This is a genomic window from Mycobacterium sp. 852002-50816_SCH5313054-b (genome assembly GCF_001667185.1).
Classification (GTDB): domain Bacteria; phylum Actinomycetota; class Actinomycetes; order Mycobacteriales; family Mycobacteriaceae; genus Mycobacterium.
On record NZ_LZIC01000140.1, the window covers coordinates 1 to 24,701 of the forward strand.

Here is a 24,701-nt window from a genome sequence, read left to right on the forward strand (position 1 = left end):
CCTGCAGTTCCAGGCGACCCAGTGCGATAGGAAGGACGACATCCTCGCCGGCAACGACGACCCGACCCTGCCGCTGGTCACCTGCTCGACCGACCACAAGGTCGCCTACCTGCTGGGCCCGTCGATCATCAGCGGCGATCAGATCGCCAACGCCACGTCGAGCCAGAACCAGCGCGGCATCGGCTACGTCGTCGACGTGCAGTTCAAACCCGCCGCGGCCAACACCTGGGCGGACTTCACCGCCGCCCACGTCGGCACCCAGACCGCGTTCACGCTGGACTCCCAGGTGGTCAGCGCCCCGATGATCCAGGAGGCCATCCCCGGCGGGCGCACCCAGATCTCCGGCGGCCAGCCGCCGTTCAACGCCTCCACCGCCAAGCAGCTGGCCAACGTCCTGAAATACGGGTCGTTGCCGCTGTCCTTCGAATCCTCGGAGGCCCAAACCGTCTCGGCGACACTGGGATTGACCTCGCTGCGGGCCGGCCTGCTCGCCGGCGCGATCGGCCTCGTGCTGGTGTTGGTGTATTCGTTGCTCTACTACCGCGTGCTGGGTTTGCTCACGGCGCTGTCGCTGACCGCTTCCGGCGCAATGATTTTCGCGATCTTGGTGATCCTGGGCCGCCAGATCAACTACACCCTGGATCTGGCAGGCATCGCGGGCCTGATCATCGGCATCGGCACCACCGCCGACTCGTTCGTGGTGTTCTTCGAACGCATCAAAGACGAGATACGCGAAGGGCGTTCGTTCCGGTCGGCGGTGCCGCGAGGGTGGGTGCGGGCCCGCAAGACGATCGTGTCGGGCAACGCCGTCACCTTCCTTGCCGCCGCGGTGCTCTACGCCCTGGCGATCGGCCAGGTGCGTGGATTCGCCTTCACCCTGGGCCTCACCACGATCCTCGACATCGTGGTGGTGTTCCTGGTGACCTGGCCGCTGGTCTACCTGGCCTCCAAGTCGTCGACGCTGGCCCAGCCCGCGTACAACGGCCTGGGGGCCGTGCAGCAGGTCGCGCGCGAGCGCCGGGCGGCGGACGTGAAGACGGGACGGGGCTAGCGCATGACTTCCTCCAAGGCCTCCGAGGGCGCGCTCGAGCTGACCGGCGCCCAGCCGCACCACAACTTCCTGTCCCGGCTCTATACCGGCACGGGCGCGTTCGAGGTGATCGGGCGCCGCAAGCTGTGGTACGGGATCAGCGGCGCGATCGTCGCGGTCGCGCTCCTCAGCATCATCCTGCGCGGCTTCACCTTCGGGATCGACTTCAAGGGCGGCACGACGGTCTCGATGCCCCGGGGTAACGCCCAGACCGCGCAGGTGTCCGAGGTCTTCCACAAGACGATCGGCAAGGACCCGGAATCGGTGGTCATCGTCGGCAACGGCGCCTCGGCGACGGTGCAGATCCGCTCGGAGACGCTGACCAACGACCAGACCACCAAGCTGCGCAACGCACTGTTCGACGCGTTCCAGCCGAAGGGCAACGACGGCAAGCCGAGCAAGCAGGCCATCAGCGACTCGGCGGTGTCGGAGACCTGGGGCGACCAGATCACCAAGAAGGCGCTGATCGCGCTGGTGGTGTTCCTGGCGCTGGTCAGCCTGTACATCACGGTGCGCTACGAGCGCTATATGGCGATCTCCGCGCTGACCACCATGTGTTTCGACCTGACCGTCACCGCCGGCGTGTATTCGCTGGTGGGCTTCGAGGTCAGCCCGGCCACGGTGATCGGCCTGCTGACCATCCTGGGTTTCTCCCTGTACGACACCGTCATCGTGTTCGACAAGGTCGAGGAGAACACCCGCGACTTCCAGCACACCAACCGGCGCACCTTCGCCGAGCACGCGAACCTGGCGATCAACCAGACGTTCATGCGCTCGATCAACACCAGCCTGATCGGCGTGCTGCCGGTGCTGGCGCTGATGGTCGTGGCGGTCTGGCTGCTCGGCGTCGGCACGCTCAAGGACCTGGCGCTGGTGCAGTTGGTGGGCATCCTGGTCGGCACCTATTCCTCGATCTTCTTTGCCACCCCGCTGCTGGTCACCCTGCGCGAACGGACCGAGCTGGTGCGCACCCACACCCGCCGGGTCCTCAAACGGCGCAAGCCCTCGCATGAGGAGTCCCCCGAGGAGCCCGTCGAGGAGAGCTCGAACGCGGTTGAACTGGCCGAGGCCGCCGAGGAGCCCGAGACGCCCGAGACGCCCAGCAAGCCCGCGGCGAGCAAGCCGGCACCCGGCGCACGCCCGGTGCGTCCCAACGGAACCCGGCGGCCGAGCGGCAAGCGAAACGCCGGCCGGCGGTAGCCCCGATGGCCACCTGGTGTCGGCTCGGATTGGCCGGGCTCGTGGTGGCGGCCTTCGCGCTGAGCGGCTGTTCGGGCAGCGCCGCCGGGCAGATCGATTACGTGGTCGACGGCCCCCTGGCCACCTACAACACCAACACCGTCGTCGGTGCCGCGTCGGCGGGGGCGCAGGCGTTCGCCCGCACGCTCACCGGCTTCGGCTATCACGGCCCGGACGGTCAGGTCGTCGCCGACCACGACTTCGGGACCGTCTCGGTCGTCGGCGGTTCGCCGCTGGTCCTCGACTATCAGATCGCCGACAACGCCGTCTACAGCGACGGCAAGCCGGTGACCTGCGACGACCTCGTCCTCGCCTGGGCGGCGCAATCCGGTCGGTTTCCCGGGTTCGACGCCGCCAGCCAGGCCGGTTACGTCGACATCGCCAACATCGAGTGCATCCCGGGCCAGAAGAAGGCCCGGGTGTCCTTCGCCCCCGACCGCGGGGTCGTCGACTACAACCAGCTGTTCGGCGCGACCTCGATGATGCCGTCGCACGTCATCGCCGACGAGCTGAACGTGGACGTGACCGCCGCGCTGCTGAGCAACAACTCGCAGGTCGTGCAGCAGATCGCCAAGCTGTGGAACACCACCTGGGACCTCAAGCCCGGCCTGGATCTGAAGCGCTTCCCGTCGTCGGGGCCGTACAAGATCGAATCGATGCTCAGCGGCGGCGCCGTGGTGCTGGTCGCCAACGACCGCTGGTGGGGTCCCAAACCGATCACCAAGCGCGTCACCGTGTGGCCGCAGGGGCCCGACATACAGGACCGGGTGAACAACCGCAGCGTCGACGTCGTCGACGTCGCGTCCGGCTCGTCCGGGACGCTGTCCACCCCGGACAACTACGAGCGCGCCGAGTCGCCGTCGGACGGCATCGTGCAGCTGATCTTCGCTCCGCAGGGGGCCCTGGCGCAGCCCAAGACGCGGCGCGCTGTCGCGCTGTGCACCCCGCGCGACACGATCGCGCACGACGCCGGGGTGGCGATCGCCAACACGCGCCTGCAGCCCGCCACCGACGACGCGATCGCCGCCGGTGAGGGCGCCGCCGAGGCCGGCCCGTTCGGCAAGGCGGACCCCGCCGCGGCCCGCGACGCCCTGGGCGGCGCACCGCAGCCGGTGCGGATCGGTTACCAGGGGCCCAACGCGCGGCTGGCGGTGACCGTGGGGGTCATCACCAAGTCCTGCGCCGCGGCGGGCATCACCGTGGCCGACACCAAGCTGGACACCTCGGGGCCGCAGGCGTTGCGGGACGGCAAGATCGACGTGCTGCTGGCCAGCACCGGCGGGGCCGCCGGCAGCGGGTCGACCGGTTCCTCGGCGATGGACGCCTATGACCTGCACAGCGGCAACGGCAACAACCTGTCCGGGTACTCGAACCCCCAGGTCGACGCCGCGATCAGCGCGCTGGCGGTGTCGGCCGACCCCGCCGAGCGCGCCAGGCTGCTGACGCAGGCTGCGCCGATCCTGTGGGCCGACATGCCGACCCTGCCCCTGTACCGCCAGCAGCGCACGCTGCTGAAGTCGAAGAAGATGTACGCCGTGAGCAGGAATCCGACGCGCTGGGGCGTGGGCTGGAACATGGACCGATGGGCGCTGGTCGAGTGACGGATCTCGGCGGGAACACGGCGGTGGCCGAACTGATCGCGTCGCTGGCCCGCGATGTCGCGGATTTTCCGAAGCCCGGCGTCCAGTTCAAGGACCTCACCCCCGTCTTCGCCGACCGAGCCGGCATGACGGCCGTCGTCGACGCGTTGGTCGATGTCGCGTCCAGCGCGGACCTGGTGGCCGGCATCGACTCCCGCGGCTTCCTGGTGGCCGCGGCGGTCGCCGGCCGGCTGCGCACGGGCGTGCTGGCGATTCGCAAGTCCGGCAAGCTGCCACCGCCGGTGCACGCTGAGCAGTACGCCCTGGAGTACGGCACCGCCACCCTGGAGATCCCCGCCGACGGGATCGATTTGCGCGGCCGCGACGTTGTCGTCATCGACGACGTGCTCGCGACCGGCGGCACCCTGGGCGCCGCCACCCGGCTACTGCAACGCGCCGGAGCCAGCGTGAGCGCGGCCGCGGTTGTCATGGAACTCACCGAACTGGGCGGCCGCGACGCCATCGCGCCGTTGCCGGTGTACAGCCTGAGCAGGGCCTAGCCCGGGCCCATAAGCGATATCCTCGAGGTCGGAGGTGACCAACGTGGCTGACGAGAAGAGCGCGGCGCAGGCTCTCGACGCGCCCGCGGACGTCACCCAGCCGCTGCTGGTCGGGGAGCCGCCGGTCGAGAAGACGAGCGCCTCGCGCCGGGTCCGGGCCCGGCTTGCCCGCCGGATGACGGCCCAGCGCAGCACGCTCAACCCCGTGCTCGAGCCGTTGGTGGCGGTGCACCGCGAGGTCTACCCCAAGGCGGACCTGTCGATGCTGCAGCGCGCCTTCGAGGTCGCCGACGAGCGGCACGCCACCCAGTTGCGCCACTCCGGGGACCCCTACATCACCCACCCGCTGGCGGTCGCCAACATCCTGGCCGAATTGGGCATGGACACCACCACTTTGGTGGCCGCGCTGCTGCACGACACCGTCGAGGACACCGGCTACACGCTCGAGGCGTTGAGCGAGGAATTCGGCGAGGAGGTCGGCCACCTCGTCGACGGCGTGACCAAGCTGGACCGGGTCGTGCTGGGCAGCGCCGCCGAGGGCGAGACCATCCGCAAGATGATCACCGCGATGGCCCGCGACCCGCGGGTGCTGGTGATCAAGGTCGCCGACCGGCTGCACAACATGCGCACCATGCGCTTCCTGCCGCCCGAGAAGCAGGCCCGCAAGGCCCGCGAGACGCTGGAAGTCATTGCGCCCCTTGCCCATCGGCTGGGCATGGCCAGTGTCAAGTGGGAACTGGAAGACCTGTCCTTCGCGATCCTGCATCCCAAGAAGTACGAGGAGATCGTGCGGCTGGTCGCCGGCCGCGCACCGTCGCGGGACACCTACCTGGCCAAGGTTCGCACCGAGATCGTCAACACGCTGGGCGCGTCGAAGATCAAGGCGGTGGTGGAGGGCCGCCCCAAGCACTACTGGTCGATCTACCAGAAGATGATCGTCAAGGGGCGCGACTTCGACGACATCCACGACCTGGTCGGCATCCGCATCCTGTGCGACGAGATCCGGGACTGTTACGCAGCTGTCGGCGTGGTGCATTCGCTGTGGCAGCCGATGGCCGGGCGGTTCAAGGACTACATCGCCCAGCCCAGATACGGGGTGTATCAGTCGTTGCACACCACCGTCGTCGGGCCGGAGGGCAAGCCGCTGGAAATCCAGATCCGCACCCGCGACATGCACCGCACCGCCGAGTACGGCATCGCGGCGCACTGGCGCTACAAGGAAGCCAAGGGCCGCAACGGAGTTCCGCATCCGCACGCCACCGCCGAGATCGACGACATGGCGTGGATGCGCCAGCTGCTCGACTGGCAGCGGGAGGCCGCCGACCCCGGCGAGTTCCTGGAGTCGCTGCGTTATGACCTTGCGGTGCAGGAGCTCTTCGTCTTCACGCCCAAGGGCGACGTCATCACGTTGCCGACTGGTTCGACGCCGATCGATTTCGCCTACGCGGTGCACACCGAGGTCGGTCACCGCTGCATTGGCGCCCGGGTCAACGGACGGCTGGTCGCGCTGGAACGCAAGCTCGAAAACGGGGAAGTCGTAGAGGTTTTCACCTCCAAGGCGCCCAACGCCGGGCCGTCGCGCGACTGGCAGCAGTTCGTGGTGTCGCCGCGGGCCAAGGCGAAAATCCGCCAGTGGTTCGCCAAGGAGCGTCGCGAAGAGGCGCTGGAGGCCGGCAAGGAGGCGATGGCCCGCGAGGTGCGCCGCGGCGGACTTCCGTTGCAGCGCTTGGTCAATGGCGAGTCGATGGCCGCGGTCGCCCGCGAGCTGCACTACGCCGACGTGTCCGCGCTCTACACCGCGATCGGTGAGGGGCACGTGTCGGCGAAGCACGCCGTGCAGCGGCTGCTGGGCGAGCTCGGCGGCATCGACCAGGCCGAGGAGGAACTCGCCGAGCGGTCCACGCCAACCACCATGCTGCGGCGCCCGCGCAGCAGCGACGACGTCGGGGTCTCGGTCCCCGGCGCCCCGGGCGTGCTGACCAAGCTGGCCAAATGCTGCACCCCGGTGCCCGGCGACCAGATCATGGGCTTCGTCACCCGCGGCGGCGGGGTCAGCGTGCACCGCACCGACTGCACCAACGCCGCGTCGCTGCAACAGCAGTCCGAGCGCATCATCGAGGTGCTGTGGGCGCCGTCGGCGTCGTCGGTGTTCCTGGTGGCGATTCAGGTCGAAGCCCTCGACCGGCACCGGCTGCTGTCGGACATCACCCGGGTGCTCGCCGACGAGAAGGTCAACATCCTCTCGGCGTCGGTGACCACCTCGGGTGACCGGGTCGCGATCAGCCGGTTCACCTTCGAGATGGGCGACCCCAAGCACCTCGGGCATCTGCTCAACGTGGTGCGCAACGTCGAAGGCGTCTACGACGTCTACCGGGTGACGTCCGCGGCCTGAGCCCCTAGCCCACCCGCACCGAGGTGATGGTGACCGTGCTCGCCGGCATGCCCCGGGTGCGGTTGCCCGCAACGCCCACCTTGGCGATCTTGTCGAGGGTGTCCAGGCCCGCCTGGTCGATGGAGCCGAACACCGTGGACGTGGGCTCTATCTCGGCGTCCCGGTACACCATGAAGAACTGGCTTTCGTTGGTGTTGGGCCCGTTCGTGGCCATCGCCACCGTCCCGCGCGGGTAGATCACGGTTTGCTTGAGCTCTGGGTCGTTGGCCTGGTATTGGTTGGTGGGGTATTCGTCGGCGAATTCGTAGCCGGCGCCCCCGCCGCCGTCGGCGTCGCCGCCGCCGAACAGCAGCGTCCCCCCTTCCGGCTCGTCGATGATCCGCCCGCAAATGGTGTTGTCGAAGAATCCCTGCTTCGCCAGGCTGGTGAAGCTGTTCACCGTGCACGGGGACTCGTTATTGGCGAGCTGGATGCCGATATCGCCGAAGTTGGTCGAGACGACGGCGTGGATCTGGGCCGGCTCGGTGGACACCCTGCCGGACGGCGGCAAGCTGGCGGGCTTGCTCGCGGGATCCGGCGACGGCGGGTATTGGCAATTGGCGCCGAGGCCGGGCGGCGGCGCGAACGCCGGCAGCGGCGGCACGGTCGCCCCCGCCGGGGCGGACGACCCGGGCGGCGCTCCCGGCCTGGTGGGCACCCTGGCGCGCGTCGGGGCGCTGGACGGCGCGCTGTTCGTGGAGCCGTGGCTCTGGGTCACCAGGGAAATGACGAGGGCAATCACCGCCGCGAGCGCGATGACCGATCCGCCCACGATCCCCAGGACCAGGCGCCTGTTGGAGCTCTTCGTTTCCGGCGATGGCGGCGGAGGCTCCGGCGCCGGGGCGGGGGGCACCGCGGAGTCGACGTGGCCGGTGAGCGCCGCGCGGGCGGCCTCGGCGAGCTCGATTGCCGACTGGTAGCGGGCTTCGGGATCCTTCGCCATGCCCCGCGATATCACCGCATCGAAGGCCGGTGGGATGCCGGGCGCCATGATCGACGCCCGCGGCGGCGGCGCATTGACGTGCGCGTGGAGCTGTTCTTCGAGGCTGTCGCCGGGGTAGGGGCGGCTACCGGTCAGGCACTCGTACAGCACGCAGGCCAACGAATACACGTCGGCACGGTGATCCGTTGTCCCCCTGAAGCGCTCGGGCGCCAGGTACGCCACGGTGCCCATGGTGGCGCCGGTATGGGTCAGTTGGGTGTCTGACTCGGCGCGGGCCAGGCCGAAGTCGATCAGGTAGACGAAGTTCTGCGCGGTGGTGACGAGGATGTTCTTCGGCTTGATGTCGCGGTGCACCAATCCCACCCGGTGGGCGCTGTCCAGCGCGGCCGCAACCTGTTCGATCACCGCGACCGTGCGCTCGGGGGACAGCCGCCCGCCGCTCTCGTCGATGTACTGCGACAGGTCGCGGCCCTCGATCAGCCGCATGTCGACATACAGCTGGCCGTCGATCTCGCCGTAACCGTGGATGGGCACGATGTGCGGGTCGTTGAGGCCGGCCGCGATGCGCGCCTCGCGCCGGAAGCGGTGCTGAAAGTCCTGATCCTCGGCCAGGTGTGGCGGGAGGACTTTGAGGGCCACGACCCGATCGGTGGACGCATCGTAGGCGCGGTATACGCGCCCCATGCCGCCGCGGCCCAGCAGCTCCACTATCTGGTAATGACCGAAAGACTCCGGATCAATACTCACCCCACGAACCCTAAACGGTGGAGCAAGCGAGTCGGGTGATTCTCGGCAATGTGCGATGGTGTTGCGCTGCTCCGGGTTTAGTCGAGCAGCAGCGACTTGATGGTGACCTCGCTGGCCGGCGGCCCGTCCTCGCCGCCGCCGGCGACGCCGGCCTTGGCGATCTTGTCCAGGACGGCCAGCCCGTCGGGCTGGATGGTGCCGAAGACCGTGTATTGCGGCGGCAGCTGCGAGTCCTTGTAGACCATGAAGAACTGGCTGCCGTTGGTGCCGGGCCCGGCGTTGGCCATCGCCAGGGTGCCGCGCGGATAGAGCACCGGCTGCTGCAGCTTGGGGTCGTTGGGCGGGTACTGGTCGGTCGGGTACTCGTTGGCGAATTGATAGCCCGGGCCGCCGGTGCCGTCGCCCTTGGGGTCGCCACATTGCAGGACACCCAGCGTGTCCGAGGTGGTCAACCGGTGGCATTTGGTGTTGTCGAAGTACTTCTGCCCGATCAGGCTCGCGAAACTGTTGACCGTGCAAGGCGATTCGTTGTTGGCCAGCATCAGGCCGAGGTTGCCCTGGCTCGTCGCCATGCTGGCGCTCACCTGGGCGGGGTCCGTCGGGACCTTGCCGGTGCGCGGCGGCTTGACCTGTTTGGCGGCCGGGTCCGACGACGCCGGGTACTGGCAGTTTGCGCCCAGGTTGGCCGACGCCTTGAACGCCGGCAGCGGCGGAACCGGCGGCGTCGGCCCGGGCGGCGTCGTGCTGTCCGGGGCGCTGCTGGCCGCGGGGCTGCTCGTCGGCGCCGCGGTGTTGCTCTTGTGCTCGTGTTTGGTGTTGACGATGGCGATCACCACCGCGGCGATCACGGCCACCGCCGCGATCGAGCCACCGGCGATCACCATGACGCGGCGCCTCTTGGCCTGCTTCTGGCGCCGCTCCAGCTGCCGTTCGAGTTTGCGCTTGGCTGTGGCACGTCGCTGTTCGTTGGTCGGCACGGCCGGTATGCCTCCATGTCGGTCGATAGGGCCCGAGCTAGCCAGCCCAGGCTAATGTGGGCGCCCTGACCGGCGTCAACCGGGCCCCGTGGGAAACTGGGAACCGTGTTGCTCACCGGATTCCCCGCCGGCATGTTGGCGTGCAACTGCTATGTGCTGGCCGAACGCCCCGGAACCGACGCCGTCATCGTCGATCCCGGTCAGCGTGCGATGGGCGCCCTGCGGCGAATCCTCGACGAGAACCGGCTGACCCCGGCCGCGGTGCTGCTGACCCACGGGCATATCGACCACATGTGGTCCGCCCAGAAGGTGTCCGACACCTTCGGCTGCCCCACCTACATCCATCCCGAGGACCGATTCATGCTGACCGACCCCATCTTCGGCCTGGGGCCGCGGCTGGCGCAGGTGGTGGCGGGCGCCTTCTTCCGCGAGCCCAAGCAGGTGGTGGAGCTGGACCGCGACGGCGACAAGCTGGACCTGGGCAGCGTGACCGTCAACGTCGATCACACGCCGGGGCACACGCGCGGATCGGTGGTCTTCCGCGTCTCGGGGGACAAAGAGCTGGTCTTCACCGGCGACACGCTGTTCGAGCGCTCGGTGGGCCGCACCGATCTACACGGCGGGAGCGGCCGCGACCTGCTGACGTCGATCATGGACAAGCTGTTGGTGCTCCACGACGACACCGTGGTGCTGCCGGGACACGGCAACGCCACCACCATCGGCGCCGAGCGGCGTTTCAACCCGTTCCTCGAGGGCCTGAGCCGGTGACGGAGTTCTCTGCCCCCAAGGGGGTGCCGGACTACCTCCCGCCCGATTCGGCGCAGTTCGTCGCGGTGCGCGACGGGTTGCTGGCCGCGGCCCGGCGGGCCGGCTACCGCGACGTTGAGCTGCCCATCTTCGAAGACACCGCCCTATTCGCCCGCGGCGTAGGCGAATCCACCGACGTCGTCTCCAAGGAGATGTACACGTTCGCCGACCGCGGTGACCGCTCGGTGACGCTGCGGCCGGAGGGCACCGCCGGCGTGGTGCGCGCGGTGATCGAGCACGGCCTGGACCGCGGCGCGCTGCCGGTCAAACTCTGTTACGCGGGGCCGTTTTTCCGCTACGAACGCCCGCAAGCCGGCCGGTATCGCCAGCTGCAGCAAGTCGGGGTGGAGGCGATCGGCGTCGACGATCCCGCGCTGGACGCGGAGGTGATCGCCGTCGCCGACGCCGGCTTCCGCTCGCTGGGCCTGGACGGCTTCCGGCTGGAGATCACCTCCCTGGGCGACGAGAGCTGCCGCCCGCAATATCGGGAGCTGTTGCAGGAGTTCCTGTTTGGGCTCGACCTCGACGAGGAGACGCGGCGGCGGGCGCAGCTGAATCCGCTGCGCGTGCTCGACGACAAACGGCCCGCGGTGCGCGCGATGACGGCCGACGCGCCGGTCCTGCTGGATCACCTGTCCGACGCCGCCAAGCAGCACTTCGACACGGTGCTGGCGCACCTGGACGCGCTCGGGGTGCCGTACGTCCTCAACCCGCGGATGGTGCGCGGGCTGGATTACTACACCAAGACCACGTTCGAGTTCGTGCACGACGGTCTGGGCGCTCAGTCCGGGATCGGCGGCGGCGGCCGCTACGACGGCCTGATGCGCGAGCTCGGCGGACAAGACCTGTCGGGCATCGGATTTGGGCTCGGCGTCGACCGGACGCTGCTGGCCCTGCGCGCCGAGGGAAAGAGCGTGGGGGAGACCACGCGCTGCGATGTGTTCGCGGTGCCGCTGAGCGAGCCGGCCAAGCTCTCGCTGGCGGTGCTCGCGGCGCGGCTGCGCGCCGCCGGCGTCCGCGTCGACATGGCCTACGGCGACCGCGGGCTCAAGGGCGCGATGCGCGCGGCCGACCGTTCCGGCGCGCGGGTCGCGCTGGTGGCGGGTGACCGGGACCTCGAGGCCGGGACCGTCGGGGTCAAGGATCTCGGGACGGGCGATCAGGTGTCCGTGCCGACGGACTCCGTCGTCGCCGACGTGCTTGCGCGGCTGGGCGGCTGATCTCCCGGCAAATCTTGTCGGGGCCTGATGGCATACTCGAACATATGTTCGATACCCGGCTTCACGATTATTGGGAGCCCCCGCAGACCGAGGGGTCGCGGGCGCTGGTGGAGCGGATGTGTGAGGCCTGGCGGACCGAGGCGCGCGCGACTGCGGATCGGCTGGAAGCGGTCGGGGAGCTGTTCGAGCTGCGGCGTGCTCAACGCGGTGAAGAGGCCGACTGGGCGGTGGACACCCGGGCGGCGGTGGGCGCCGAGGTGGCCGCGGCGTTGCGAGTCAGTCTGGCGATGGCGGGCGGTTTCTTGCGTGATGCGCTGGCGATGCGGGAGCGCCTGCCGCGAGTGGGTGCGCTGTTGGCGGCCGGGGATATCGATTACCGGATGTTCCAGGCGTTGGTCTTTCGCACCGATCTGATCACCGACCGCGAGGTGCTGGCGGCGGTGGATGCGCAGTTGGCCGCCAACGTGGCGCGCTGGCCGTCGATGACGCGGGGCCGGTTGGCCGCCCAGGTGGACAAGATCGTGGCCCGCGCCGATGTGGACGCGGTGCGCCGGCGCAAGGAGCGCCAGGTTGATCGTGAGGTCTGGATCGCCGATGTGGGGGATGGGCTGGCCGAATTCCAGGGCTGTCTGTTCAGCCTGGATGCGCACGCGTTGGACAGGCGCCTGGACGCGTTGGCGGCGACGGTGTGCGCCCACGACCCGCGCAGCCGCGAGCAGCGCCGTGCCGACGCGCTGGGCGCCTTGGCGGCCGGGGCCGATCGGCTGGCCTGCCGGTGTGAGCGCCCGGATTGCGCGGCCGGCACCCGTCCGGCCGCCGGTCCGGTGGTGATCCATGTGGTCGCCGAGCAGGCAACCCTGGACGGCACCGGCACCACCCCGGGATCCGAGGTCGGTGCCGATGGGCTGATCACCCCCGAACTGGTTCAGGAGTTGGCCGTCTCGGCCAAGTTGGTCGAGTTGGTCAACCCGGGCGATGCGCCGCCGGAAGACGGCTATGTGCCGTCGAAGGCGTTGGCCGATTTCGTGCGGTGCCGGGATCTGACGTGTCGGGCCCCGGGTTGTGATCACCCCGCTATCGACTGCGATATCGACCACACCATTCCCTACGCCAAAGGCGGACGCACCCACGCCTCAAACCTCAAGTGCTACTGCCGAACCCATCAGCGGTTTGCGATATACACTTTAAGCTATGACCAGCACGGACACCGCAAACCAGCAGCTCAGAGCTGCTATCTATCTGCGCATCTCCGCTGACAAGAGCGGCGAGGAGCTCGGCGTCACCCGTCAACGCCAGGACGCGCTAGCCGTCTGCGAGCGCAACGGTTGGACACCCGTCGTCTATCAAGACAACGATCGCAGCGCGTCGCGGTACGCGAAGAAGACGCGCGAGCAGTACGAGCAGATGATGAACGACATCGAGGCGGGCAAGATCAACGCGGTGATCGTCTACAAAGCTGATCGTCTGCACCGCAAGCCCACAGAGGGTGAAGCGTTCATTGATCTTGCTGAGCGCAAAGGTGTTGAGCTTGTCACCCTGAACGGGCGGTTCGACTTGTCGACGTCTGAGGGCCGGATGATGTACCGGCAATTCTGTACGTTCGCCGCGTACGAGTCTGAAGTCAAAAGCGACCGGCAGCGTCGCGCAGCGCGTCAACTCGCCGAGCGCGGCCTACCCAAGTGGACGCACGCGTTCGGGTACCGCCGCGAGGGTGACGTGATCGGTCTCGACCCTGAAACCGCCCCGCTGGTGCGCGAAGCCTATGCCGCGATCATCAACGGCTGCGCGCTCAGTGACATCTGCCGACTGTTCAACGACGCCGGAAAGAAAGGTTTGCACGGCAGCGACTGGACACCCACCATCGTGTCGCTGTTTCTGCGGGCAGCTCGCAACGCGGGTCTGCGGGCGCACAACGACGAGATCGTGCGAGACAAAGACGGCGACCCCGTCAAAGGGAACTGGCCCGCGATCGTTGACGAGCAGACGTGGAAGTCCGCGCAGCACATCTTGAGTGACATCAGCCGCAAACCAGGCAGGAAGAGCGTGACACGTCATCTGCTGACCGGAGTCCTCATCTGCGGCAAGTGCGGGCATCACCTCTCAGGCGGAAGCCGCCAGAAAACCAACCGGGTGTATTCGTGCATCAAGTGCCGCGGTGTCAGCATCCGCGCTGAAGCTGTCGAACCGCTGCTGTACAAGATCGTGGCCGGCCGGTTGGCGATGCCCGACGCGAACGATCTGCTGAAGTCTCAAATCCACGACGAAGCCGAGGCTGAGCGCATCCGCCTGGAGCTCGCGGCACTGTACGCGCGTCGCCAACAGTTGGGCGTCGACTACGCCAAGGGGTTACTCACGGGCGAACAAGCCGCCGCCGCAACGGCGTACCTCGCGCAAGACATCGAAGCGCTTGAACGCCAACAGCAAGACGACGAACGCCTGCGGATCTTCGAAGACATTCCGCTGGGGCGCCCCGAGGTCGCAGACAAGATCAAGCAGCTACCACACGGCCGGTACCGCGCCGTGTTGGACGTGCTGATGACGATCACCATCGCGCCTGTCGGCAAGGGCGGGTATCAAGTTGTTGACCCGCGCACCGGACGTAAAGGCATCATCGAAGACCGCGTGCAAGTCGAATGGCACTGAGCCAACCGAGACCGCGCGGGTGGTTCGCCCCGCTGCTGAGCGAACGACACCGGGCGAGCTGCTCACAGTTCCGTGTCAAGTCCATCCATCGTGACCTTGGTGAGCTTCTTGACGAATGCGGTGCAATTTCTCGCGTCGTTCAGCCAGATAGGGGGACCTTGGCCTGGAGATACCTTGCCTTGGCGGACCGCCTGCAGAACGGCGACGTTGGGTATCTGAGCGTCGCCGTGGGCGATAGCATGACGAACTTTAAGCCAGTCTCGAAGCTGTTCCTCGACTTGAGCACGCTCCAGCGTCACTACCCCTTTCCCGCGACCGGGAATGTTCCATGTCCAGTACTTGCGTGGATCGAAGCCAACCAACTGCAGCAGGTTGCGGGAGTTGTCCGCGTTCGGGGTCGAGAAGCGGTCGAGTTCGCTCATTACACGCCCCTTCATGAGGCGAGCGAAGCCGTAGTTTGGGTCGGTCTTTTGCGGCGTGCCCTCTTCTAGGAGAAAGCGTGTCATGTCCTGGACGACGGCTTGCCAGCTGGCGACTGCGAGGACGATGACAGCGCGGTTGACAGACGACTCAATCCATTTGCGACCGCGGGTGCCGGTGCCAGCTTTCTCGTGAACCTTGATGAGGTTGTCACAGTGCACCATTGCGTTGTCGAAGTTGATGCCGACATGGAGAGCGAGTGCAAGGCTCATGGGCGAGATCGTACGAGGGAGGGTCTCGTCTATCTCGTATCAGACGCCCGTGTCGGCGGTTGCATCTCCTACGATTGTCGGGTGACAGTACGCGGAAGAATCACGCGGGCAGTGCGGACACGAAACATCAATCCGCGAACTGGCAAGCCCCACGTGATGCCCCCTGGGTACGAGGTGCGCGTCGTCGGGTACATCATCGAGATGGACACACCCGATGGAACGTGGGTGGCCGAAGCCACACAAGAAGACTTCACCGAACCACCGGACATCGAAGAATTTCTGGCGTCCAAACCAGCGGACAGCTAGCTCATATCAGACCGCGCTGGTTCGCCGCTCTCCAGCCGTTTCGCGGCGGGCATGCACGCGACAGGCACCGACTGCCCGTCGCTGCTGGTGCGCACCACCCACAAGCAATCGTCGTCGTCGTGTTCGACGCGGTGGCTGTCGCCGAGTTGTGCGGCGAGCGCTTCGAGATCACCACGCGCTGTTCCGATTTGGGTGTCCCCTTCGGTGTGTGGCGCGCTGGCAGCAGCGCGGGCCCACGTGTCACCGGACATGGCCACGTCCATCACCCCTCAGAATCGGAGAAAAGAAGGGGGTTTGAACGCACACACCGAAGGGGTTTGGCGACCCCGGTTGCCTGCTGCCGAGAGGTGGGGTTGTCCGTCCCACACACAGCAGACTCCCGGGGTCGCCGGGTGAGAATCAGCGACACGCCCCGCCAGCTGAATCTCACCACGCTCAACACTAGAGATTCGCGTCTCCTTGTTCTCGGCCTTGATCACCTTCGACGTTCACACGCGCATACGTCGGCCCGTAACCACGAATCTCATTGAAGCCAACCGAATACAGCTCTTGCGTCGGATAGAGCTGATCCCACGGTTTGGGTTGCTCCTGCTGAACAATTATCTCGCGGTGCTGGTCTTGTGAACCCATCACGGTTTTCCTTTCGGTTTAGCTGCCACCAGCAGGGTTGCTCAACAGACCAGACACCACGCAAATCGCGGCCGGCCGGATCACGGCCAGCGCGATCCGCTCCACAGCCCGGTAGCGCACACCGAACGTCGTGAACTCCTCGTCACCGAATTGATTGAACATGACCTCCATCCCCATACGGGTGAAGGCTTTCACGGCGATCGCAGAATCCATGACGATCGCCGTCGATTGCGGGCAGTACGTGTTGGTCACGACCTTCGTGCCGAAGAAGCTATCCGCCTGTTGCTGACCCAAATAGTCCATCGGTTCGTTCTGCCGCAACAGATATTGCCCAGTCGTGGCGCGGGTCAACCGCATTGAAAGCCAGGTGGTCGGATGGAGGATCACCAAGTCCGCCATGCCGAAAGCCCCTGTCGCAACACGGATGTCGTCTTTCGCTGCTTCGACTGCGTCGATACCGTTCACGCTGTTGTTCGCGTTGCGGGTCAAAATCCCGGGTGTTGCTAAGAGCCCCGCCGTCGGATCGTTGATGACGTAGTTGGTTTCGCGGTCGATAACCGCCCGGGATAATTCCGCGGGTGCGAACGAGGACATGGAATCGTAGTCGTCCACTAATTCCCTTGTCAGGGAACATATTCCGTCCACTTTCACAGCCGTGGCGGTGAACTGCGCCACCTGCATCTGCACATCGGGGATTTGTTGGCCCTCGGGGGTGATCCCCGCCGCCGCCAGATTGGATGTGTGACGGAGATATGCCTGTGATTGCGACGTCATCTCAGCCCCGGGGAAATGGGACCACACCCTGTCAGGTTCGTAGCGCAGCTCGAAGGCATCCGGGAGGAGGATCGGTTCGAGCAGCGACCCCGGTGAGCCTTCGAGGGGCGAATAAGACGGTGTGGCTTTCAAACCGACGTTGTCGCTGACACTCATCATCTTGTCGCCGCCACTCTCGAGGCGGGCTTTCATGCGGGCGATCTGCTGCTGCCCGAACGGGCTGTCGGCGACAGCGACGGTGAACCCATACGCTCTGGCCTCGACGGCCTTGTGCATCGCACGCCACTGCTCCTGCGACAAATGAGTCGGCAGGAGCGCCAGCTCGTTTCGTTTCGGTGCTGACTTCGGCCGCGCCGGTTGAGTGAACACCGCCGCCTGACGCGGGTCGCCAGTAATCCCGTGCTCAGCGGGTGACGCCAGACTTGCATACTGCATCGCCCGCGACCGGTTTTCCTTCGCCGCTTTCAGTTTCGCGGATTCCTGCTCGGCTTTATCCATGATCGCGTCGAATTTCGTTTGGTTGATTCGACCTGCGTTGAGATCAGCCAGCGCAGCCTGCGCCGAGGCATCTAGCGCCTTGAATCCCGCGTCGATCTGGGCTTGATTCAGCATTTTTCCTCCTTCGAAAGATTTTGATGAAATGACAACGGCGTTCGGATTCGAGGGCACGCCGCAAAATGTGCCGTTGAGCAGCTCGCGCGTGACGCGGCCATTCGGCTGTTTGTGTTCGAGATAGGAGACACTGGCCTGCCAGAGGTGACCCTCATTCACGAGCTGCCTCACCAACTGACCATGAGCGGTGCCGGCGTAAACACCCCGCACAACAATGCGGCCATGCGAATCGAAAGACGGTCGACCCGAACCCACCGTCAACGGAACGGACATGCCGTTTGCCCACGCGTGGTCGCTGTCGAGGTGAATCTTGTTGGGCAACGGCGTCTCCCAGTCGGCGGCTTTAAGTTGTTCACCGTCGCGATCTGCAGAGCCGTCACTCAAGATCAACTCAAACTCACCGTTCGGATGCTCCGACTCAACAGGTCGCACCTGCGCCAGCGACTTCGAAACAGCGCGCATAGCCGCCCTCCTAGCGGGGGCTTGGAATGGGATGAATAGCAACATCGACGCGGGTCGATCGCCTCGCGTCGGTTACTTCAATGGTGCTTCAGGTGTCAGCGTCAGACGGTTGATCGCTCTTGGACGGCGGTCGCTCTCAGCGGCGGCGGCCCAGTGTTGCGGCGGCCCTTAGCTTTTCACCAAGGTCGATTCTAGAACGACCACGCCACGGGACCAGCATCTTCAGGCGAAAACGCCGTAGGCATGTCGCTCCGGGTCACAAGAGCTGGGGGCTTCATGTCATCAGCAAGCACCGCGGTTCCCTCGTCAGCGCGCCGCTCAGCGGCGGCGACCGCTGTCAGCGTCGAGGCGCTGATCGAACCGTTTGCGCACAACTCGGCTTCACGCCGTGCAGCCGAAAAGTCAGCCAGCGCCCGCTTGCGATAGTCGATCCACCACTCCGTATCGCTGGGCCACTGCAGAGCACTCGCCATGGTTGACGTCGCAGTCAGCAATTTGAACGCCACCCTAAGCTCGTCCGTTGGAAATCCCTCGTCATTCACAGAACCAAACGGCCGCTCAGCGTCCACCGACTGCACGAGAATCGAGCAGTACTGCATCACTTGATCGGCGTGCCCCAAAGTCAGCCGCGGATCATCCAAAACGCCTGCGGCGTCGATCGCATTCAACAAGCGAACATCAACGGTCATAAGTCTCTCAATTCCTCCCTCGCATCAAAGAGCTGCATCCAGCGTGGCATCGACAGATCGGCCGCCCACTTCAAAAACGAGTCCGCGAGGCCGATCGCCAACAGCGCAGGAATCGTCAAGTCGATCAGCGGGTTGCTCCGCTGTCCAGACAGAAACTCCGCCATCGGGAGTAGCACCCGCACTTTCGACTTGTCATCCGCGGTGGGAAAGTCCGTGTAAATCTGACGACCGAACAAATCCAGGCGGTCATAAGCCGCGACGAAAGCGCGCGCTTCCTTATCGAAACCAGACGACGACATAACAAACTACGGTAGAACACGAAAACAATGGCACAAACCGTAACAATTTACCGTGCTTCACGGATCAACGGGCACAACGCAATTCGGCGCGCACTTCGCATCAGAAAACACCGCCATTCCAGCGAAAGCCGTTAGCTCCCAACGCCGTCTAGCAAACATGTAGCAACCCCAGCAACGTTGCCGACGTCGAAGCACAGCCGAAAACATCCCTAGCCTGTTAAACAGGGCCTACACGACTGCCGGTCCTCGCACGTGACGGCGGCGCTCCTGTTGACGAGCCCTATTGAACACAGCGCAGAATTGATCTTGATAGCGGCTATTGCTGCAGCTCAGAAGCATTGCTTTGCTGAATCCTTGTTGACCAAAAGTCGAAGTGCCTAGCAGTCGTCGTTGTTGGTCGTTGCCGAGCGAACTCTCCCCCCCTCACTAGCTGAGCATTCCATCTATCAGCAAACTCAACAGCGTTGCCGTCTGCGCAGGTCGCAGCTCACGCAGGAGTTGCTACGGCGTAGCTGCAGCAAACTCTGAGCGCTGACCTGCGGTGTTGCTGCTCAGGTCCTCATTCGTGGAGCTTGCATTGCGCGAGCGTCGGCGCGCTGATCAGTCGCATTGTCGTGGTGCATTGAGAGTCGAAGCACACGCGCGTACGCGTTGCAGACGCACGCGCTCGCATTGAACGGCGCATTGCTTCGCAGCTCAGAGAAGGTCGTCGTCGTACACGTCGTTGTCGGACTGCCAGCTCGCTGTCAGCACGTCGGGCGCGCGTACGGGCGCATTGCTGACGGGCGCACTGGTGGGCTGCGCATTAGGGCGCGCTGTTGCGCAATCGGTGCAGCGCAAGCCGCCTGGCTCGGCCGGCTCCTCCAGGCACGTAACACAGAGCTTCACGGTGTGCGCACCCATCTAGCAGGCATTCGGTCAATTCGGGCGATGCTGCGTATTCCTTCTTCGCAGCGAGCGCACAACGCGATCGAGCTGTCGTCGGCTAGTTGCGTGTCGCAGACTTCGCACCGCTCGTATAGCAGCGTTCCGATGACGCCGTGAGAAGGTTTTTCGGTCATCCATAGCAGTCTGACATTGCGCCGCAGTAATGGTCGCTGAGACGCGCCTACAGCGGTGGAAAAGGCGCTTTTGTCCTATCGACCTCCTTTCCTTTCTCTAGTTGACTTGAGTTACGCCTTTGAGCTGCGTGTATCCATTCTGAAAGGAAACCCAATGTCCATTCTTATTGCCGCTGTTCTGCTTGCGAGTCTATTTATCGCTGGCGTGTTGTTCGCGACTGTCAAGGCGGTGTCGAAGTGATCACCGACGAGGCGCGTTTCGACATTCGCGACGCGTGGAACGAGTTGCCCGAGGTCACCGAGTGCTCGGGCTTCCATGAATTTGACGAGTGGTGCCCAGAGTGTGAGGGGTCTCGATGATGAGCACCTTTTCTCATCGTCTCGTGACGTCGCTGATTCTCGTCAATGTGCCCGTCGCCGGGTGGGCTGAATTGACGCATGATGAGCTGGCCGAGCACCTTGACGCAGCGCTGCTCGCATTCTTCGCATGCGAGATCGCGGTTCGTGTCGCGCTTGCTGTGCGTCATCGTCGTTTCGATCGCTGGTTGTTGATCGACGCGGTGATCGTCACGCTTGCTGTACTGCCGTTCGGGGTGCTCCCCGTCGTGCGCGTTGCTCGTCTCACGCACTTGGGGCGCCACCTGGTGCATCTTAGTTCGCTGCGCGTGCTTCGGTTGGCGGTGGCACGATGAATCTCATTGTGGCCATGATTATTTCGCTCTCTACGACCCCGACACCACCGCCGACGCCCGGATACCAGATCGGCCCCAACTCGCAACTACCCGGCGTTCAGGTGTACCCACCCGTTTGTGGGCAGTATCCGCCCGCTTGTGGTCTTCACTTCGACCCTGGTACGCAGACATGGCAGAGAGAAGACGATCGCTGACCGTCTAAGCCGACAGCAGCCGCGCCCCTTTTGTGGACGCGGCTGCTGTCGGCTTACGAAAGATACAGTGGGCGTGGGTGTTTGGGCTCGCAGCTCGCTGCTCAGTTTGTGCATTGCCGCCGCTGAGCCTGCGGCTCCGGGGTTTTCGGGTCCGGAAGCGTGTGCCGCATCGCCGATGCGGGTTTGCGACGTCTGCGCCGTTTCAGCGGCGGGTCAAGATACACATCACGGCGGTGCTGGCTCTGCTGACGGCGCGCGCGGTTCTTGCTCATTTTGGGTGTTCTTTCTGGTCGAGGCGTTCAGCGATTTTCTTCAGGCGGAGAGTCCAGCATTTGTCGCAAAGGCTGTGGCCGATCGGTTTCTTGGTCGGAGCGCCGCAAGAGACGCATGGATGTCTGCTCATCGCGTTTCCTCCTTCGCGCGCGGGTCACCTACCGGGCTACTGGTCACCTTTGGGTAATTGTTTTTCAAGGTGACTAGCACCTAACGTCCGTGCGGAACTTTGAGCGGAGCGAAAAGTTCCGTACGGAGGGTCCTTCCTTATTTCCACCTTCCTTAAAGGTTCTTTTGGATAGGTAGTGCAAACCTCGAATTCGATACACGAGTCGATCGGATTCGAGGTTTGGTCGATCGGATTCGAGTAGTGGCTGCTCAGAGGTGTTTCGTTTTCGAGTAATGGCTGCTCAGACGCTACGCGGTACAGCTTTCGGCGGTCCTCGGTCAAAGGCTGCTGCACTTGCAGATGCCCATCGTTTTCGAGCTTGTCCACGAGGCGATTGATAACTTGCCGATTGACGCCACCAAGGGATTCTCCGATCTCGGCGTACGATGCGCGCCACCATATCTCGCCGTCGATCAGGATTCGGTCGCCGCTTCCTTTTATTTGCGTCACGAATCGCACGAGCGCGAGCAGGCACGCCCCATCTAAACCGGCTCGCTGAATATCGCTGGGGAGCACCGGTACATAATTCGGGCAGACAACGCTCATCTAGTAGAATCCACCCGCCTTTGCATATTTGGTTGGGAACCCAAATCGGCGGGCTGGCAAAAGGCCGGGGCTGCTGCACCCCGGCCTTACCCATGTCACGGTGTCTCCCCTTCAAACAGGCGACCCTGGTCGGCGGTTAACTCATCGTGGGCTCTGTTGATCGCACTGGTGATGACGTGCTGCGCGAAGCGGATTCCGGGTCGTGCGTGACAGTGTTCGTTGCGTTCGTCGTCGCGCCATTCTTCGCGCAGCTCGTCAACATAACGCGGAAACTCTGCGTCCCTAAGCAAGTTTTCAACCACCCCAGCGTCGTTGACCATCCGCGCCAGCCGGCGGCTGAACTTCTCCGCAAACTTGGACTTCGGTTTCTTCGGCTCGGCTGGTAGCGCTTTACTGCAGATGCGGCGCCACGATCCTCCGTAGGTGTGCAACGCGTTGCGCACTTCGTCCTCGGTGGTGAACTTGTCGGCGAACTTCATGCGGTACTGCACCTCGCGGCGGCTGATGCCGTGCGTTTTGACGACTTCCTTCAGCACCCCGTCCGGCAGTTGCTTATTGCGGCCGCGCTGCTTCAGCAGCACGCGACCGAATTCCCAGCGAGCTTCAATGCTGTCGGCTTCATTGTTGGAGATCCGTTCGGAGAGCTCCTTGAGGGCGTCTCGCCAGTCCTCGTCGCCCAACAACGACGGCGCGCTCACTGACGCACCGGCTTGAGGACCTCCGCCAGTTTGGTGCGCTGCTCCTCGGTGAGCGGGGGGGCCTTCTCAAGCAGGCTGTCGACGTAAGCCTCGTGTTCGAGGGCGTCGAGCACACTGCGCGGTACCCGTATAGCGGCGCCGATCTTGATGGCGGGGATCTCACCGGCTTTGATGAGCCGCAGCACGTGCTGATATGTGACGCCGAGGGCGTCGGCGACTTCACGAACGTTCAAATATTGAGACATGCGGGACTAGACCCCTTCGGGTTTCGTCTCGCATTCGCCTCGCCTGCGAGAGCCAGTTAAGGCTTGGGTCCTCACGTTTATCCGTCAAGCGGCGTGCCCACTCGACTCGAAACCGTAGATCGGCTGCGTACGTTGCACAAGACTTGCCGAGTATTGTGTGTGGTCGCGTCTATCGTCGCAGCTCAAGCGGAATGTTTTCTTCATACCGCACGCATCACTTGCTGAAGACGTTCTGGGGCTGGGCCGAAAAACAATTGCCCGACGGGACGCTGATCGTGACCACACCGGGCGGGCACACCTATGTCACCACCCCGGGCAGCGCACTGCTGTTCCCGAGCCTGTGTCGATCCGTCGGCGGCTTTGCCGCCCCCGAAACCGACCCGGTGCCCGACTACCCCGGTGAGCGCAGCGCGATGATGCCCCGACGCCGCCGCACCCGCGCCCAAAACCGCGCCAACCGCATCGCCACCGAACGCCGACAGAACCGCGAGGCCCGTGCAGCCCGGCACGCCGAGAACTCAACCTACGCCGGCCCCGCCCCACCCTCCGATGACGACGACGACCCCCCGCCGTTCTAACCCGGCGTTATGTCACGCGCGGGGCTGAGTTTGCGCGGTCCACACTCGACCGTCGAAATAGCGCATCTGATTCGGGTCCTGCTGGTCGGGATACCAGCCAGGCGCCAAACCGCTCGTCACCACTGGCTGTTGGTGTACCACCGGCTGTTCGACGACCGGCCGTTCCACCGGCCGTTCGGCGCTCGGCCTCGACATCATGCGCACCACGGCGACGACTACCGCGACAATCGCGATGAGCACCAAAATCCAGATCAACGAATTGACAGCGCCCGCAATCATGAGCCCCCAATACCCTCAGCGGGCGTCCGCGAAACTCGATTCGTGTCGAACCATTGTCCGAATAGACGGTAGTCGCTGGGCTGACCACGCCGCCACCGTTTACGAATCATCTTGTACGCCAACGCATATTCAAGTTGTGCACCCTACCTAGCTGCTGCTCCTGCGGGGTCTGGTCCGACAGTGGCTTCGGTGTGGTGGCTCGGCGTGTGTCATTGGTGTCCTCTGCGTGCTGGCAGCGCCCTGTGAGTGAACCTTTGGTTGAAACGCGGAATGCGGGGATTGACCGCCGGGTACGATCTGATTGGCCGGGGGCCGCGGTGTACAGGTGGAGCGCAATGTCGTATCTGGTGGTGGCCCCGGAGATGTTGGCGTCGGCGGCATTGGATCTGTCCAAGGTCGGTTCGGCGGTGACCGCCGCGAACGCGGCGGCGGTGGCCCCGACGACCGGGGTGCTGGCTGCCGCGGGTGACGAGGTATCGGCGGCGATCGCGTCGGTGTTTTCCGGCCACGCGCAGGGCTTTCAGGCGCTCGGCGCGCGGGCGGGCGCGTTTCATGCCCAGTTCGTGCAGGCCTTGACCTCGGGTGCGGGCATGTATTCGGCTGCCGAGGCGGTTAGCGCCTCGCCGTTGCAGACCCTGGAGCAGGACATTTTGGGGGTGATCAATGCCCCGACCAACTTGTTGTTGGGGACCCCGTTGATCGGCGACGGTACCAATGGCGCGCCGGGGACTGGGCAGCCCGGCGGGCCGGGCGGGATTTTGTTCGGCAACGGCGGTATGGGTGGGTCCGGTGCGCCGGGGCAGCCCGGCGGCCGGGGTGGTAACGCCTGGTTTTTCGGCACCGGCGGCCAGGGTGGTGCCGGTGGGGCCGGCATCACCGGCACGACGGGCTCCGCGGCCGGCGGCGTCGGCGGGCTCGGCGGCAGCGGTGGGGTCGGCGGGGCCGGCGGCAACGCCGGACTGTTCTACGGCAACGGCGGTTTGGGCGGTGTGGGCGGTAACGGCGGCGTGGGCGGGGTCGGCGGGATCGGTGCCGGCACTGCGACCTTCGGCGTGGCCGGCGGCACCGGCGGTACCGGCGGGGCTGGTGGTCAGGCCGGGCCTGGCGGTGCTGGCGGGGCCGCAGGAATCTTAGGCGGGGGAATCGTAGGGCAGTCAGGATTTTTCGGGTCCGCGGGCGCGGCGGGTCATGCCCTCGGTACTAACGGCGGTAACGGCGGCAACGGAGGCAACGCCGGGTTGATCGGCGACGGCGGTAACGGTGGA

At 65.2% G+C, this 24,701-nt stretch carries 23 protein-coding genes and 2 pseudogenes; 13 read left to right on the top strand and 12 right to left on the bottom strand.

Annotation, left to right across the window (positions count from 1 at the left end; translation table 11 throughout):
• From secD to A5787_RS25370, 5 genes are all read left to right on the top strand, one after another.
• The coding region (gene secD / locus A5787_RS25350; RefSeq protein ID WP_066972213.1) for a protein translocase subunit SecD at positions 1 to 1,051 on the top strand (1,051 nt) is incomplete at its 5' end.
• Between the two features lie 3 nt (positions 1,052 to 1,054).
• A complete protein-coding gene (secF, locus tag A5787_RS25355; protein WP_066972216.1) occupies positions 1,055 to 2,290 on the top strand; it encodes a protein translocase subunit SecF in 1,236 nt (411 codons plus the stop codon).
• Positions 2,291 to 2,295: 5 nt separating this feature from the next.
• Positions 2,296 to 3,930: an ABC transporter substrate-binding protein gene (locus tag A5787_RS25360; protein WP_066972219.1), complete on the top strand. Its 1,635-nt coding sequence runs from the start codon at positions 2,296 to 2,298 to the stop codon at positions 3,928 to 3,930.
• Entirely contained in the window at positions 3,927 to 4,469 is a 543-nt protein-coding gene (locus A5787_RS25365) for an adenine phosphoribosyltransferase (RefSeq protein WP_066972220.1), read from the top strand. The genes A5787_RS25360 and A5787_RS25365 overlap by 4 nt, the downstream gene beginning before the upstream one ends.
• A 43-nt stretch (positions 4,470 to 4,512) precedes the next feature.
• The gene (locus tag A5787_RS25370) at positions 4,513 to 6,861 is read left to right on the top strand and encodes a bifunctional (p)ppGpp synthetase/guanosine-3',5'-bis(diphosphate) 3'-pyrophosphohydrolase (RefSeq protein ID WP_066972274.1); all 2,349 of its coding nucleotides are present in this window, start codon (positions 4,513 to 4,515) and stop codon (positions 6,859 to 6,861) included.
• Positions 6,862 to 6,865: 4 nt separating this feature from the next.
• Here A5787_RS25370 and A5787_RS25375 read toward each other — a convergent pair whose 3' ends face one another.
• Positions 6,866 to 8,590, bottom strand: coding sequence for a protein kinase (locus A5787_RS25375; protein WP_066972222.1), 1,725 nt, complete (start codon positions 8,588 to 8,590; stop codon positions 6,866 to 6,868).
• Between the two features lie 77 nt (positions 8,591 to 8,667).
• A complete protein-coding gene (locus A5787_RS25380; RefSeq protein ID WP_066972225.1) occupies positions 8,668 to 9,567 on the bottom strand; it encodes a peptidylprolyl isomerase in 900 nt (299 codons plus the stop codon).
• Positions 9,568 to 9,672: 105 nt separating this feature from the next.
• Here A5787_RS25380 and A5787_RS25385 point away from each other — a divergent pair, with 105 nt between their 5' ends.
• The 4 genes and pseudogenes from A5787_RS25385 to A5787_RS25400 all read left to right on the top strand — a co-directional run bounded on the left by A5787_RS25385 (position 9,673) and on the right by A5787_RS25400 (position 14,237).
• Entirely contained in the window at positions 9,673 to 10,335 is a 663-nt protein-coding gene (locus A5787_RS25385) for an MBL fold metallo-hydrolase (RefSeq protein ID WP_066972228.1), read from the top strand.
• The gene (hisS, locus tag A5787_RS25390; protein WP_066972231.1) at positions 10,332 to 11,594 is read left to right on the top strand and encodes a histidine--tRNA ligase; all 1,263 of its coding nucleotides are present in this window, start codon (positions 10,332 to 10,334) and stop codon (positions 11,592 to 11,594) included. Before A5787_RS25385 ends, hisS begins: the two co-directional genes overlap by 4 nt.
• 44 nt (positions 11,595 to 11,638) lie before the next feature.
• Positions 11,639 to 12,757: pseudogene (locus A5787_RS25395) on the top strand (HNH endonuclease signature motif containing protein); the annotation flags it as partial.
• 28 nt (positions 12,758 to 12,785) lie between these two features.
• Positions 12,786 to 14,237 carry a recombinase family protein gene (locus A5787_RS25400; RefSeq protein ID WP_066972234.1) on the top strand — a complete coding sequence of 484 codons (1,452 nt, stop codon included), beginning with the start codon at positions 12,786 to 12,788 and terminating at the stop codon, positions 14,235 to 14,237.
• Positions 14,238 to 14,299: 62 nt separating this feature from the next.
• On the opposite strand, the gene A5787_RS25405 is transcribed toward A5787_RS25400, so the two are convergent.
• Positions 14,300 to 14,929, bottom strand: a complete 630-nt coding sequence (locus tag A5787_RS25405) for a hypothetical protein (protein ID WP_066972238.1) — start codon at positions 14,927 to 14,929, stop codon at positions 14,300 to 14,302.
• Between the two features lie 156 nt (positions 14,930 to 15,085).
• Between A5787_RS25405 and A5787_RS27535 the strand changes: the two genes are divergently transcribed.
• Positions 15,086 to 15,235, top strand: coding sequence for a hypothetical protein (locus A5787_RS27535; RefSeq protein ID WP_156764132.1), 150 nt, complete (start codon positions 15,086 to 15,088; stop codon positions 15,233 to 15,235).
• Here A5787_RS27535 and A5787_RS25410 read toward each other — a convergent pair.
• The 5 genes from A5787_RS25410 to A5787_RS25425 all read right to left on the bottom strand — a co-directional run bounded on the left by A5787_RS25410 (position 15,232) and on the right by A5787_RS25425 (position 18,701).
• Positions 15,232 to 15,498 carry a hypothetical protein gene (locus A5787_RS25410; RefSeq protein ID WP_066972241.1) on the bottom strand — a complete coding sequence of 89 codons (267 nt, stop codon included), beginning with the start codon at positions 15,496 to 15,498 and terminating at the stop codon, positions 15,232 to 15,234. The genes A5787_RS27535 and A5787_RS25410 overlap by 4 nt on opposite strands.
• Before the next feature lie 178 nt (positions 15,499 to 15,676).
• Positions 15,677 to 15,865 carry a hypothetical protein gene (locus A5787_RS27540; RefSeq protein WP_156764133.1) on the bottom strand — a complete coding sequence of 63 codons (189 nt, stop codon included), beginning with the start codon at positions 15,863 to 15,865 and terminating at the stop codon, positions 15,677 to 15,679.
• An 18-nt stretch (positions 15,866 to 15,883) separates the two neighbouring features.
• Entirely contained in the window at positions 15,884 to 17,713 is a 1,830-nt protein-coding gene (locus tag A5787_RS25415; protein ID WP_197507404.1) for a phage major capsid protein, read from the bottom strand.
• A gap of 191 nt (positions 17,714 to 17,904) precedes the next feature.
• Positions 17,905 to 18,402, bottom strand: a complete 498-nt coding sequence (locus A5787_RS25420; RefSeq protein ID WP_066972247.1) for a hypothetical protein — start codon at positions 18,400 to 18,402, stop codon at positions 17,905 to 17,907.
• A complete protein-coding gene (locus A5787_RS25425) occupies positions 18,399 to 18,701 on the bottom strand; it encodes a hypothetical protein (RefSeq protein ID WP_066972250.1) in 303 nt (100 codons plus the stop codon). The genes A5787_RS25420 and A5787_RS25425 overlap by 4 nt, the downstream gene beginning before the upstream one ends.
• A gap of 1,420 nt (positions 18,702 to 20,121) precedes the next feature.
• Between A5787_RS25425 and A5787_RS25435 the strand changes: the two genes are divergently transcribed.
• Positions 20,122 to 20,454 (top strand): hypothetical protein, encoded by a 333-nt coding sequence (locus A5787_RS25435; protein ID WP_156764134.1) that lies wholly within the window; start codon positions 20,122 to 20,124, stop codon positions 20,452 to 20,454.
• Between the two features lie 633 nt (positions 20,455 to 21,087).
• On the opposite strand, the gene A5787_RS27545 is transcribed toward A5787_RS25435, so the two are convergent.
• The 3 genes from A5787_RS27545 to A5787_RS25450 form a co-directional block, all read right to left on the bottom strand.
• A complete protein-coding gene (locus A5787_RS27545) occupies positions 21,088 to 21,636 on the bottom strand; it encodes a hypothetical protein (protein WP_156764135.1) in 549 nt (182 codons plus the stop codon).
• Between the two features lie 95 nt (positions 21,637 to 21,731).
• The gene (locus A5787_RS25445; protein ID WP_066972262.1) at positions 21,732 to 22,334 is read right to left on the bottom strand and encodes a hypothetical protein; all 603 of its coding nucleotides are present in this window, start codon (positions 22,332 to 22,334) and stop codon (positions 21,732 to 21,734) included.
• On the bottom strand, positions 22,331 to 22,579 hold the full coding sequence (locus tag A5787_RS25450; protein ID WP_066972265.1) for a helix-turn-helix domain-containing protein: 249 nt from the start codon (positions 22,577 to 22,579) through the stop codon (positions 22,331 to 22,333). The genes A5787_RS25445 and A5787_RS25450 overlap by 4 nt, the downstream gene beginning before the upstream one ends.
• A gap of 206 nt (positions 22,580 to 22,785) precedes the next feature.
• Here A5787_RS25450 and A5787_RS25455 point away from each other — a divergent pair.
• Positions 22,786 to 23,157, top strand: a pseudogene (locus A5787_RS25455) (hypothetical protein); the annotation flags it as partial.
• A gap of 12 nt (positions 23,158 to 23,169) precedes the next feature.
• On the opposite strand, the gene A5787_RS25460 reads toward A5787_RS25455, so the two are convergent.
• The gene (locus A5787_RS25460; protein ID WP_231994159.1) at positions 23,170 to 23,397 is read right to left on the bottom strand and encodes a DUF2510 domain-containing protein; all 228 of its coding nucleotides are present in this window, start codon (positions 23,395 to 23,397) and stop codon (positions 23,170 to 23,172) included.
• A 374-nt stretch (positions 23,398 to 23,771) separates the two neighbouring features.
• On the opposite strand from A5787_RS25460, the gene A5787_RS25465 reads away from it, so the two are divergent.
• On the top strand, positions 23,772 to 24,701 hold a 930-nt coding region (locus tag A5787_RS25465), incomplete at its 3' end, for a PE family protein (RefSeq protein ID WP_156764136.1).